The organism is Thermosipho japonicus (assembly GCF_014201655.1).
Classification (GTDB): Bacteria; Thermotogota; Thermotogae; order Thermotogales; family Fervidobacteriaceae; genus Thermosipho; species Thermosipho japonicus.
Map to the genome: position 1 here is coordinate 189,025 of NZ_JACHEX010000002.1, position 12,810 is coordinate 201,834.

A 12,810-nucleotide genomic window follows, 5' to 3' on the forward strand; every position below is an offset into this window, starting at 1 on the left:
TACAATTTTACCACATATTAATCAAAAATATACTGGTACATCAATTTCAAAATGCATTCCCCCATTTTTACGCCCTCTTATTGCAATTAACTCTGCTTTTTTGCCATATGCGATACACATCTGCTGAGGTGTTAATCTATATTTTAAAAGGATGTTGTTAAACAGAGGAAAAATATAAGGTGCAACAACTGTCACAAAAGTTCCTCTATTTCTCAACAAAAAAGAAGCAGATGATATAAAAATTTCTAAAAGTTCTTGATTGGATTTTCTTGAAATCTCCCTTATTTTATTTTCAGAGCTAGAAGAAAAATGGTAAGGTGGATTAAAAACTACCATATCAAAACTTTCCGCTGAAAAATGCTTTTTTACATCTTTAAGATCTAAGTTAAAAAAATCTACATTAGAAACATTATTTAACTCTATAGCCTTTACTGAAGCATTAAAAAGTTCTTTTTGTACTTCAATTCCCGTAACTTTTAAGTTATAATACTTCGAAAGTCCAAAGCTTACAAACCCAGTTCCGCTACCCAACTCACATACATTCTTAATGTCACTTGTTGGCAGTGAATACCACAAAAGAAATACCGACGCATGCGTCGGCTTATGTCCATCAATATCAATAGTTTTAATATCCCTTCCAAGATTTTTATCAAATGGTGGTAGTTTAATCATGACACAAAATCAACCAAAGTTTTTTGTAATACCTGTGCAGCTGATTTTAAAGCAGCTTGAAGAACGGATTGTTGCATAGAAAGATCCGTTAAAACCTTTGTAAGATCTGCATCTTGCTCCTTTGAAAGATATTCAGTCATAAACGTATCAATATCTGTTAACCTTGAACTTACCAACTCTAATGTACGGGAATTTGCACCTATTTGAGCAAATACTTCCATCGTAGAATTTTCTAATAAATTTACTTCCTTTAAAGTAATATTTGAAAGCTTTAAACTATCTCCTTCTCTTAATGCATTTATTGCATCATCTATAACTGTAAATGCGTCCTTTCCATTTTCTAGCTTGAAAACATCGTAAACGGTTACTCCATACTCAATTGTAAACCCCATAGCATTTACTTTTCTTTTTATATTTGCATCAGGAGGAGTTTGAATTTTTCCGTTTTCAACAGGCTTTAAATCACTTCTTGCACCACCAAATATATACTCACCACCAAGTTGCGTATTTGCAATATCTTCAAGATGTTCTTTTAATTTTTCAAGTTCCGAAGCTATTGCTTCTCTTTCAGCAGCATCATTCGTCCCATTAGCTCCTCTAACAATAAGTTCTTTTATTCTATGATACACATTTGTAAGTTCTTGTATGGTAGAATCATATATATTCACAAAGTTTTGGGTATGCTCAACATTCCTCTTAAACTGTTTTAATTCCCTCATACGACTGGAAATATTAGAAGCTCTTGTAGCAACTACTGCGTCATCACTAGGATAGGAGACTTCCTTTCCTGAAGAAAGCTTATCATGTAGCTTTGAAATTCTATACAAACTATGTTGTATATTAAATAATGTTCTTTCATTGATCATTCCATTTGTTATTCTCATTTAAATCCCTCCCTATCTTCCTACAACTCCTAGTCTATCAATAACCCTACCTATCATTTCATCAACAGCAGTCATCACCCTTGCAGAGGCATTAAATGCATGTTGAAACTTTATCATATTTGCCATTTCTTCATCTAATGAAACACCTTTAACTCTTTCTCTTTCATTGCTTATATCTTTCATTATAATATCCGTATTATCTTTCATCTTCATCGCTGTTTCACCTTCGACCCCCATTTCGGCAACAATTCCACCTAAATATTCTGCAAAACTCTCTCTTCCATCATTTAAGATCTTTTCAAAACGCATTTTTGAAAGAATTTCCATAATTGCTGTATTAGCCTGACCTGTTGGGGTAAATACTTTCGCATCCCAATTTGTGTTATCCTCTATTTTACCATAATCAACTGCAATAGTTTCAGGATTAACACTCACGGTTGAATTTACATTAAACTTTTCAACAAACCTAAAAGGCTCATTAGGGGTTAACTTATCTATAAAAAGTGTATCAGCTTTTGCAAATCTCTCTCTTAAAGACTTTGGCTCGTCAAAAGGATTTAAAAATACATAATCCTCATTCCAATCGTTTGTCGGATCAGAATCTGCATCTATAAATCCTAATTTTACAAATAATGCCTCTGGTCCTTTTATTGTTTTATCAATTTTAAAATTCATGGACCTTGTCCCTCTAATTACAAATTTATTGTGAGGTGTAACATCAAACAAAATACCTGTTCCAACCTCATTCAATTTATCTGCAAGTTCTTTTAATGTAGTTTGAGTCGGATCAATCTCAATACTTGTAGCACCTATTGTTATCTTAAATGGTGAGGTGTGATCTAGAATATTATCCAAAGTTTCTCTGCTCGTATCTAATGCCTTATATGTTTCGACATGAAGATTTGCTTGAGTAAATAGCCCATTTGAATCTTCTATATTAACTAAATTTCTATCAAAATTATTATTTTTTGTAGGAATTATCAAAAGCTTATTATTATATACAACTGCTTTTACATCGGATGAAAAATTGGAATTAATATCGTTTGCAAGGTCATTAATCGTATATCCACTTGTTACATTTATATTAGCCTCAGTGCCGTTAATTTTTATTTTGTAAGTGCCTTCTTGAATATTAAACTCTGATTGGTTTATCACGTAAATATCAACATCTTTAGTATTAAAACCCATAGTATTGAACATATTTCCATTAAAATCTAATGCAAGTGTATCTTTCAAATTGTTTGTATTACTTGTCATTCTAAGTAAATAAGTAGAGCTATTGTGAAGCGCTGTTTCAAAGTTAAACCACAGTCCACTTGATGAAACAGTATTCATAAAATCCTGGATGGTATCTCCAGCATTCACCGAAATTGCCTGGGCATTGCTTGAACCATCAAAAAATACAATTGCACCCTGATCGATAAATTGTTTTGTTGTTATATCGCTCAAATTATCCCTATTTGACATCCCCGAGATATACTTTATAGGTCCACCTTCAACCCTCTTTGATCCTGCTATTCTAAATAACACAGAATTTTCTATATTATCAGCTGTCATTTCATTAAAGAAATTTAAACCTGTTACACTTCCATCAGAGTTAAATCCATCTTTGTGAATCAAATTAAATTTATCAGTTAAGTAAAGAACAAATTCATCAAGTCTATTCATATATTTGACTATTATATTATCCCTTAAATCAATAGCTGCCTTCAAACTTCCATCATGTATATCAACCTTTGAATTTCCCACAAAAATTTCTTTAAATCCTTTTCCATATGGTCTTTCTAGAGCTCTTAACTCATTAACATCACTACCTGTCAATACAATCTGATCACCTATTCTTAAAGATATTTGACCTGATGCATCTTCAGTATAAAAAATATCAGCAAATTTTGATAAATCATCTAAAATTCTATCTCTTTCATCCAAAAGATCATTTGGTGTAGATTTCAACGCCATAGAAAGTCTAACCTTCGAATTTATATCAGCAAGTCTTCTTACCATTCCGTTTATTTGCTCAACTCTTTGAGATATCTCATAGTCAAGATCCTCTCTTAATTGTTCGAGTCTTGAATACAAATCTTTTACATTTTTAACTAATTCTTCCGCTCTACTTACAAGCTCCCGCTTTGCTGCACTATTTGTTGGATCAGTAATAATTTCTTCCATACCAGACCACATCGAATCAAAAAGATACCTAATACCTGAATCTCCAGGTTCAGCAAAAAGCTGCTCGACAAAATGCATATTTGCAGTAATTGAATCCCAATAATTGTATTTGTTATTCACTTGTCTGTATTGAATATCTAAAAACTCATCTCGTATTCTTTGAATATCTTTTACCTTTGAGCCCGTACCAATCTGTAAAGGAATGGAAGGTTGAGTAAGCGTTGTAGCAGGTATTGGAGGCATTGTCCTAATAATTGGAACCTGCCTTGAAAACCCGGGGGTATTGGCATTTGCTATATTATGTGAAACCACATTCATTGCAAGTTTACTAGTATAAACTCCTAATAATCCTGTATTTAAAGCCCCAAAAAGGCTAATATCTGGCATTTAATCACTCCTCTATATTAATATGTTTTATCAATTAATGATTTTTGATCAACTCCATACCCTTTTTTTGTATAAGTTGAAGTAGTAGAAGTGTTAGAAAACAACGACTTTATAAATTCAAAATATTTGTTTTCAAAATCCACTAAATTTTTAAAATTTGACATAACAATAGTTAACTCATTAAGATTTTCGACTAAAGTAGCAAGCAAATATGCTATTTCGCTATCATTAGTCTTTTCAATATATTCTTTTATTGACGTATAGCCCCTCTTATTTACTTCCTTATTTAGCTCTTCTTCAAGTCTTTCAAAGTTAAAAGAATACTCCTCAACTTTTGAAATATGCCTTGAAAGATTTTGTACATCTTTTTCTATTAATGCTCTTTCAGAAAGTTTAAAAGATTCAATAATACTTTTTAACAATTTGATTTGATTTTCCAATAAATCTTTCATCTTTTAACCTCCTAGTATTGATCTTGCAATTTTTTCAGGATCAATCTTGAACGTTCCATTCTCAATCGCTTGTTTTAATTCATTTACTAACTTTTCTCTAACCTCAGGAATGTTTTTTGATTCATAGAAAAGTTTTTTGATTTCAAGCGTTGCTGAAAAATCAACTTTATCTTTACCATTTTTTCCCCTATTTACTTTTTCTGCATTCTTACTATTTATTCCTTGAATATACCCATATCCACCTATTTTTTTAATTTCCATACATTTTCACCTCCAATATTACTTATCGGAAAAAAGTAAAAAAATTAAAAATCCCTCCACAAAAGTGGAGGGACAATTAAATCTATTCATTCTCAATTAAAATTTAAATTTTTGAACCTCTTCATATAGCTTTTTAGCAATTTCTGATACTTCATCTCCTGCATTTTTAACTTCAGCTGATCTTTCTTTTTGAAGTTTTGTCGAATCAACAACAGTTTCCATCTTTTCTGCAACACTCATTATATTCCTACTTGCAACATCCATAGCACTTGCCATTTCTTCCGCAGCCGCACTTTGCTCTTGTGCAATTGCAGCAAGATTTTCAATCATTCCAGAAATATCTGTTATTTGGTTCAATATTCCCCTTAAATTATTTGCAATATTTTCACTTTCTTTACTTGCATTAGAAACTATCTCTACCATATCTCCTGTCTCTGTTCTAACATCCTCAGAACGCTTCTGTATATTCTTCAATATCTGCGTAATTTTATCAGTTGCAGATTTACTTTCTTCTGCTAGCTTTCTTATTTCATCAGCAACAACTGCAAATCCCTTTCCTGCCTCTCCTGCCCTTGCAGCCTCAATTGCTGCATTCAATGCAAGAAGGTTGGTTTGCTCAGCTATACTTGAAATAGTTTCAACTATTTCTCCAATGTTGTTAGCATTGCTTGCAAGGTCATCTACCTTCTCAGACATAGACTGTGACTTTGCCTTTATATTTTCAATAATCTGAACAATAGTATCTATAGCTTTTTCACTATCCTTTGCAGAATTTGATACATCAGTAGCTTTTTCTGTTAGATCTTGGGATGTCTTTGAAACGTTTTGAGCGCTTGCTGCTACTTCTTCCACACCACTTGTGGTTTCTTCTATCGCAGATGATGCATTTTGGATTTCATAATTTATCTCTTCTATATTCTTAGTAAACTCTTCTACTTCACTTTCTTGCTCCTCTGAAAGCATTGTAAGTTTTTCTGAATTTTCTCTAAGCTTTATTGTATTTTGATCAACTTGTGAAATAAGTACAGACAAATTATCAAGTGCTTTATTAAGTTCTTCTGACATATGACCGACCTCATCTTTTGAATTTATCTCAGCTCTCTGTGTTAAATCACCACTTCCAAGTTTTTCAATTATTTCAACAAGTGTTCTAATTGGTTTTACAATAGAGTTTCCTGTAATTGTTCCAAAAACAAAAGAAAGTGCAATAGCAATTACTGAAATAATAATAAGAGTTATCATAACCTCAGTTGCTCTCTTATTAACATCTTTTGAAAGAGCAGCAGTGACAAAAATCCATCCATTATCCATTTTTGAAAAACCTGCTATCCTTTTTATACCATCATATTCATATTCTATAATTCCTGAGTTATCCTTGCTATTAACAATTTGCTTAAACCAATCCATGTCGGCAACAGATTTACCAATTTTTTTCTCATCTTTATGCAATAAAGTTTTTCCGTCAGACGATAAAAGATAGGAATATCCACTTTCACCAAATTTTGCAGAAAGTAGTGAATTTGCAAGCTCAGATGCTTTAAAATCAAGCGCTACAACTCCCAATATTTTTCCATCCTTTTCCACTGTCTTTGCAACAGTTATAACTATATCCTTTGATGATGCATCAATATATGGATCTGTTATAATAACTTTACCTCTATTATTAATTGCATCAATATACCATGGCCTTTTTGTTGGATCATAACCCTCCGGCATTTCAACATCTGGATAAATATAAAATTTCTTGTCAGCTGTTCCAAGGTAAACATATAAGGCATCTTTGTACTTGTTTTTTATATTTTTAAAAGTCTTCATCATCCATGTTACTTCATCATATTTATTTTCCTTTGCACCAACAACATTTGCATCCGTAGAAAGAAAATCTATTACATTCACATAACCCTCAAGAAAATTTTCCAAATTTTCTGTCCCCGCTGTTGCAATTGATAAAAGAGAATTTGTTCCCAACTCTCTTCCAACTTGGTATGAATTGACAATAGCTACGATAGAAACTATAACCAATGGTAAAACCGCAGAAAGAATCAAAAGTAGCCAGAGTTTTCCCTTAATAGTCATGTTTTTTAACATGATATCACCTCCATAAAAAGTTTGTTATCCAAAAAATAACATTATAATCTCCTTAACCAAAAGTTCACATTTTTATTCCGACATTTACAGTACATAAATATTCTACCATAAAAAAATATCAAAATAACTTTTAAAAAAATTTTTCCAACACTAAAAAAAAATGGACCCAAAAGTTCAAAAATGACTTATTAAAAAAACACCAACGAATGAATTACATACACTCTAAAGAATAGCCAATACAACATTTGAATGTTACAATAATATAACCAAAGAGATGGAGAAAAGTAAAATCATAGGCAGCAACTAATAGGCAATTGCAATTTGGTGGGAATTTGTATTTAATATTTTTAAAAATTTTTATTTGAAAAATCTGAAATGTGTTTATCCTCACTTTGAATTTTGATAATTGACATGAACATCAATTTGGGTAAATGGTATTTCAATATTGTTTTCATCAAATATTTTCTTTATTCTAAATGCAAGTGAATTAACAGCATCAAAATAAGTACTTCTTTCCACCCAAAAATAAACAGTAAAATCTATTGAACTTGCTCCAAATTGTTTAAAAGCAATAAAATTACTAACACCTTCTTTTACAACAAGTGGTTCTTCTTCAATTGCTTTTTGAAGTAATTTAAATGCCGTTTCTAAATCAGTGCTATATGAAACTCCAACATCCATTGTCACTCTTCTTACAGGATCGGGCCAAAATTTTGTAACTATTCCACTCCAAACAGATTTATTTGGAATTAAAATTAATTTTCCATCAAAACTTCTAATATAACTGTGATTAATCTTTATCTCATCAACAATACCTGTAATTCCATTTATGTCTACAACTTCACCTTCAAACAACTTTCTAGTAGACATAACTAAAATACCTGAAACAAAATTAGTTAACGGTTCTTGTAGAGCAAGACCTACAATTATACCCGATATACCAAGCCCAGTTATATATGGTACAAGATTTACTTTCCAAATACTCAACAAGGCAAGTATTACAAAAACAGAAATAATAACACCAACAAAAAACCTTACAGTTTTTGGAGCTTTTAACTCTTTGCCAAAAGCTTCTAAGGATTTTTGAATAATCTTAGTTAAATACTTATAAACTACATAACCAACTAAAACAGAGATGATTGACAATAGTACCTCATCCCAGAAATTTTGAAATATATCTTTCATTTTTTCACTTCCTCAAAAAATTATAATCCAATTGCATTGCATCTCTTACCATTTCCATCGTTTCTTTTGCAACTTGTCTTGCTCTTTTATTTCCCTCGACTATTACATCTTTTACATAATCATCTGTCAAACTGTTATACCTTTCCCAAATAGGCTCTAACCTTTTCTTCATATTTTCTAACAACAACTTTTTACAATCCACGCAACCAATTTTTGCATTTGTACATCCATCTTTTACCCATTCAGCATCTTTTTCAGAAATGCCAAAGGCTTTGTGATAATCCCATACAGGGCATTTTTCAGGATTTCCAGGATCAGTTCTCCTTTGCCTTGCAGGATCTGTAATCATTGGCATAACCTTTTTCCTCAAATTTTCATCATCTATTACTAATGGTATTGTGTTACCATAACTCTTACTCATTTTTCTACCATCTGTTCCCAAAAGTTTTGGAACCTTTGATAATATTGGTTCTGGCTCAGGAAATACTTCTTTGTATAAGTAATTAAACCTTCTTGCAATTTCCCTTGTAAGTTCTATATGATAGACTTGATCTTCACCAACTGGAACACCAGTTGCCCTGTAAATTAAAATATCAGCAGCCTGAAGAACCGGATAAATTAAAAAACCAGCATTTGAAAGATCTTTATCGGAAAGTTGCTGTTTTATTTCTTTGTAAGTTGGAACTCTCTCAAGCCTTGAAACTGAAACAAACATTGAAAACAATAGTGTTAATTCTGCATGTTCTTTAATTTCAGATTGAATAAAAATTGTAGATTTATTTGGATCAATTCCAACTGCAAGGTAAGATTTGACAAGCTCTATTGAATTATTTACAATTTCTTTGGTGTCATTGTAATGGGTAGTTAGTGCATGCCAATCAGCCACAAAATAAAAACAGTCATGGCCTTGTTCTTGAAGTTCTACCCAAGATGAAAGTGCACCAAAAAGATGTCCGATATGTAATTTTCCTGTTGGTCTCATTCCACTAAGCACTCTCATTATTTTGACCTCCTACTTTTGGTTTTCCCTTCCAGCTTTTCATATATACTTTTTAATCTTTCCTCAACGATATAATTTACAGTGCCGCGAGGATATTTACCTTTTGAATTTAATTTACCTGCCGTTTTTTCCATCAAAATTTCAATTGCTTCATCTACAGTTTTAACAGCCCATATATTGAATAACCCTTTTTTAATATCATTTAAAATTTCATCTTTTAATACTAAATTTTTGACATTTGATTCTGGAATAATAACACCATGAGATCCATCTAATCCCCTGTGCTTGCATAATCTATAAAATCCTTCCACTTTTTCAATTGCTCCACCAATAGGTTGAACTACTCCATGTTGGTTTATAGATCCCGTAACAGCAATTGACTGTTTAATCGGAATATTTGAGATAGCAGAAATTATTGCAATTGTTTCTGCAAGAGATGCACTGTCCCCTTCCACCATACCATAGACCTGTTCAAAGCTAATCGATACTCCTATTGAAATTGGAAATTCTCTTGCATATTTACTTCCCAAATAACCCATTAATGTTAACACGGCTTTCCCATGAATGTTTCCACTTAAATCAGATTCCCTTTGTATATCAATAATCCCTGCATTCCCAACATAAGTTTTTGCAGTTATTTTTACTGGCATTCCAAAAGAAAAATCACCAAATTGACTTACAGTTAAACCATTAATCTGACCTACAACCTTTCCATGAGTTTCTATCATTATCTCGTATTTTTTCAATGCTTCATCGTATTTATCCATTATAAGTTTTGTTCTATTTTCACGAGCTACTATAGCTTTTTCAACATCTTGTTTTGAAATGGTCTCAGAATTTCTTAATTTTGAATAATAATCAGACTCTATAACTAAATCGGCTATATTCCCCATCTTCATCGATATTTTTTCTTTACTTTCTGACAGTCTCATAGAATACCAGATTATTTTCTTTAAAGCAGAAGAATCAAGAGGATTCAATTCATTTGCTTCTACAACATTTGACAAAAATGAATAATATTGCTTAATGTTATCCTTTGTAGCATCCATTTCCCAATCAAATTCAACTTTTACCTTAAAAAGCTTTTTAAAATCCTCATCGTGCTCGTATAAAATATAATACAAATCCGGTGTTCCTATTAAAATTACCTTTAAATTTAAATCAATAGGTTCAGGTTTTAAAGTAATTGTTGGACTAACTCCGTAAGCACTATCCAGATTTTCAATCTGAATTTTCTTAGACATTAAAGTTTTCTTTAATTTATCCCAAACATAAGGAAATTTTAGCAAATCCTCCGCATTGAGTATAAGGTACCCTCCATTTGCTCTATGTATTGATCCCCCTCGTATCATTGAAAAATCTGTGTATAAAACACCAGATTTTGAAATGTATTCAACTTTTCCAAAAAGATTGGGATATGTAGGATTATTTTCATAAACCACAGGAGCACTATTTTCCTGTGAATTATCAACGATTAAATTAATAGTTAGAATATGTTTAATGTAATTCTTCCAATCATCGGATTTTTTTATTCGACCTATATGCTTTACAATGTGGTTTTTAAGCTTTTCAAAATGATTCACAAGTTTTTCGCTGTATCTAAACTCGTCTTTCAATTCTTCAAATAAAGATTCTATTGAAAATAGTGTAGCATATTTATCTAAATCATTAAATTTTTCCTTGTATTCTAAATCAAGCTTTCTAAGCTGGTGCAGTGCACCAGATATAAGATGTTCTACTTTTTTGGAATTCTCTTCAAATGTCTGTTTTACTTCTTCTGAAAGCTTTTCAAATTCTTCAGGAGTCAATGCCCTTCCGTCAATCTGAGGTATATAAATTATTCCTGTTGGAGCAAGTTTTATTAAAAAACCCAATCTTAAAGCTTTTTTAGAAAGTTCTTTAATAATACTTTCACGTTTTTCGTTATATTCCTCTTCAAGTTCTTTTCTTTTTTCTTCATATTCTTCACTTTCAAATGTCTTTTGAATATTTGTAAAAATTTCCTCAGCTGAATTTTCAAGCTTTTCTTTTAATCTTCGTCCCTGCCCAGAAGGAAGCATAATTGCTTTTGCAGAATACGGATCATCAAGATCAATTGTATAAACAAGATCATAATAATTTTTCTTTGATTTTGCAAATTTCTTTGTAACAGAAAGTGCAAATGACTTTCTTCCTGTTCCACTGGGACCTACAATAAATACGTTGTAGCCTAGTTTGTCCATTGAAAGCCCAAAATTCATAGAATCAAAAGCATTGTCACGACCAATAAATGTATCACAAGGACTTACATTTTTTGAAGTAGTAACTTTTGGAAACAATTTATTATCTATTTTTAAATCATTATAACTTAGTTTCTTCATATTCAACCCCCCTTGAAACGAATTTATACTTACCATCTCTAAATGAAACACCAAAAACAGCACTTCCACTTCCTGTTAAAGCTGCTGTTATATGAGTCCTTCTCAACCTTTTTATATTCGCCATAATTTCTTTATAGTTATTTGCAACCACCTTTTCAAAAATATTATAAGTACATCTTTTAATTTCCCCCGCATTTCTATTTTTATATGCTTCGTATAAAACATACGGAGAACATGGCGCTCTGTTAAACAAAGAAGGATTCAAAAGACTATACGCTTCTTTTGTAGATATACCATTTTCACTAGTCAAAAGGTCTACATAATAGCCTTTAAGAGCTGGAAGTGGTTCAATTTTTTCTCCTTTTCCCTTTACTATTGCAGTACCTCCTATTAGAAAAAAAGGAACATCGCTACCAATTTTTATTGCTAAATTCAAAAGTTCAGAAGTGGAAATTTTAAAAGTTTTTCCAAGAAAAAATAATAAAGCTGCAGCATCGGCACTTCCTCCACCTAGTCCCGCTTCCATTGGAATGTTTTTTTCAAGAACTATCCTAAAACCAAATTCTGGTTCTTTGTATCTTTCACAAAACAAGTCCCATACTTTATAAAGTATATTATTCTCAATTTCAACATTTGATTTAATTTCAAGTCCTCTATCTATCTTTACAATCGACAATCTATCATAAAGAGATATATTTTGAAATAATGAAGTAATTTCATGATAACCATCGTCTCTTTTTTTTACCACATCCAAAGAAAGATTTATTTTTGCATAAGCTCTAACGACTGTACTACCGTTTTGCTCCATCCTTCCATCTCCTCAAAATATTCCCTCGGATTTTCAGTGAACAATTCTATAAATTTGTCTTTTTCTTTCAACCCCTTGTATTTTACATCTGCAACGTAACATATACCTACATGAACTCTACTTACAGGGGTATCCACAACATTAATAACTCCGACATAGTTTAACGATTTTATATCAACGTCAACTTCTTCGTTTATTTCCCTTATAAGCCCATTTTTAAATGCCTTCAATGGTTCTAATGAATCATCTGTATTAATATGTCCTCCAACACCTATCGTTATTTGATTATGTAATCTTTTTTCACCCTGTTTACTTGTTCTTTTAAAAAGCAAAAATTTATTTTCTTCTCTTAATACAATATACGGTATAACTTGTCTTATACTTTCATCATTTTCTGCAGAATTTCTATCAACAAAAAAACCTTTATTTTCTATTAACGAAATTATATCATACTCATTAACAAAAATTAATCCGTGCCTTTTATTACAAAGTCTTTCCACATCTTCTGTCGGTACAACCAAAACTTTTTCATTCTCGTACATTT

At 31.5% G+C, this 12,810-nt stretch carries 11 protein-coding genes; all 11 read right to left on the reverse strand.

What is annotated here, in order from left to right; genetic code table 11:
- Positions 1-21 precede the first annotated feature (21 nt).
- Positions 22-672: a tRNA1(Val) (adenine(37)-N6)-methyltransferase gene (locus HNP65_RS04845; protein WP_184619191.1), complete on the reverse strand. Its 651-nt coding sequence runs from the start codon at positions 670-672 to the stop codon at positions 22-24.
- Entirely contained in the window at positions 669-1,556 is an 888-nt protein-coding gene (gene flgL, locus HNP65_RS04850; RefSeq protein ID WP_126992774.1) for a flagellar hook-associated protein FlgL, read from the reverse strand. Before flgL ends, HNP65_RS04845 begins: the two co-directional genes overlap by 4 nt.
- 12 nt (positions 1,557-1,568) lie before the next feature.
- Complete coding sequence (gene flgK / locus HNP65_RS04855) at positions 1,569-4,112, reverse strand: flagellar hook-associated protein FlgK (RefSeq protein ID WP_184619192.1); 2,544 nt, start codon at positions 4,110-4,112, stop codon at positions 1,569-1,571.
- A gap of 17 nt (positions 4,113-4,129) precedes the next feature.
- Positions 4,130-4,564 (reverse strand): flagellar export chaperone FlgN, encoded by a 435-nt coding sequence (gene flgN / locus HNP65_RS04860; RefSeq protein ID WP_184619193.1) that lies wholly within the window; start codon positions 4,562-4,564, stop codon positions 4,130-4,132.
- Positions 4,565-4,567: 3 nt separating this feature from the next.
- Entirely contained in the window at positions 4,568-4,825 is a 258-nt protein-coding gene (flgM, locus tag HNP65_RS04865; RefSeq protein WP_184619194.1) for a flagellar biosynthesis anti-sigma factor FlgM, read from the reverse strand.
- Positions 4,826-4,921: 96 nt separating this feature from the next.
- The gene (locus tag HNP65_RS04870; RefSeq protein WP_184619195.1) at positions 4,922-6,913 is read right to left on the reverse strand and encodes a methyl-accepting chemotaxis protein; all 1,992 of its coding nucleotides are present in this window, start codon (positions 6,911-6,913) and stop codon (positions 4,922-4,924) included.
- 387 nt (positions 6,914-7,300) lie between these two features.
- Positions 7,301-8,098 (reverse strand): mechanosensitive ion channel family protein, encoded by a 798-nt coding sequence (locus tag HNP65_RS04875; protein ID WP_184619196.1) that lies wholly within the window; start codon positions 8,096-8,098, stop codon positions 7,301-7,303.
- A 4-nt stretch (positions 8,099-8,102) separates the two neighbouring features.
- Positions 8,103-9,098 carry a tryptophan--tRNA ligase gene (trpS, locus tag HNP65_RS04880; protein ID WP_184619197.1) on the reverse strand — a complete coding sequence of 332 codons (996 nt, stop codon included), beginning with the start codon at positions 9,096-9,098 and terminating at the stop codon, positions 8,103-8,105.
- A complete protein-coding gene (locus tag HNP65_RS04885; RefSeq protein WP_184619198.1) occupies positions 9,098-11,458 on the reverse strand; it encodes an AAA family ATPase in 2,361 nt (786 codons plus the stop codon). Before HNP65_RS04885 ends, trpS begins: the two co-directional genes overlap by 1 nt.
- Positions 11,439-12,266, reverse strand: coding sequence for a 4-(cytidine 5'-diphospho)-2-C-methyl-D-erythritol kinase (gene ispE / locus HNP65_RS04890; RefSeq protein ID WP_184619199.1), 828 nt, complete (start codon positions 12,264-12,266; stop codon positions 11,439-11,441). The genes HNP65_RS04885 and ispE overlap by 20 nt, the downstream gene beginning before the upstream one ends.
- Positions 12,221-12,808, reverse strand: coding sequence for an NUDIX domain-containing protein (locus HNP65_RS04895; RefSeq protein ID WP_184619200.1), 588 nt, complete (start codon positions 12,806-12,808; stop codon positions 12,221-12,223). The genes ispE and HNP65_RS04895 overlap by 46 nt, the downstream gene beginning before the upstream one ends.
- Positions 12,809-12,810: the final 2 nt, after the last annotated feature.

Excerpts from the sequence above, each read along its gene's own strand:
- HNP65_RS04870 (WP_184619195.1), bottom strand. The coding sequence starts at position 6,913 with ATGTTAAAAAACATGACTATTAAGGGAAAACTCTGGCTACTTTTGATT.
- HNP65_RS04875 (WP_184619196.1), bottom strand. The coding sequence starts at position 8,098 with ATGAAAGATATATTTCAAAATTTCTGGGATGAGGTACTATTGTCAATC.
- ispE (WP_184619199.1), bottom strand. The coding sequence starts at position 12,266 with ATGGAGCAAAACGGTAGTACAGTCGTTAGAGCTTATGCAAAAATAAAT.
- flgN (WP_184619193.1), bottom strand. The coding sequence starts at position 4,564 with ATGAAAGATTTATTGGAAAATCAAATCAAATTGTTAAAAAGTATTATT.
- flgM (WP_184619194.1), bottom strand. The coding sequence starts at position 4,825 with ATGGAAATTAAAAAAATAGGTGGATATGGGTATATTCAAGGAATAAAT.
- HNP65_RS04845 (WP_184619191.1), bottom strand. The coding sequence starts at position 672 with ATGATTAAACTACCACCATTTGATAAAAATCTTGGAAGGGATATTAAA.
- trpS (WP_184619197.1), bottom strand. The coding sequence starts at position 9,098 with ATGAGAGTGCTTAGTGGAATGAGACCAACAGGAAAATTACATATCGGA.
- HNP65_RS04895 (WP_184619200.1), bottom strand. The coding sequence starts at position 12,808 with ATGTACGAGAATGAAAAAGTTTTGGTTGTACCGACAGAAGATGTGGAA.
- HNP65_RS04885 (WP_184619198.1), bottom strand. The coding sequence starts at position 11,458 with ATGAAGAAACTAAGTTATAATGATTTAAAAATAGATAATAAATTGTTT.
- flgL (WP_126992774.1), bottom strand. The coding sequence starts at position 1,556 with ATGAGAATAACAAATGGAATGATCAATGAAAGAACATTATTTAATATA.
- flgK (WP_184619192.1), bottom strand. The coding sequence starts at position 4,112 with ATGCCAGATATTAGCCTTTTTGGGGCTTTAAATACAGGATTATTAGGA.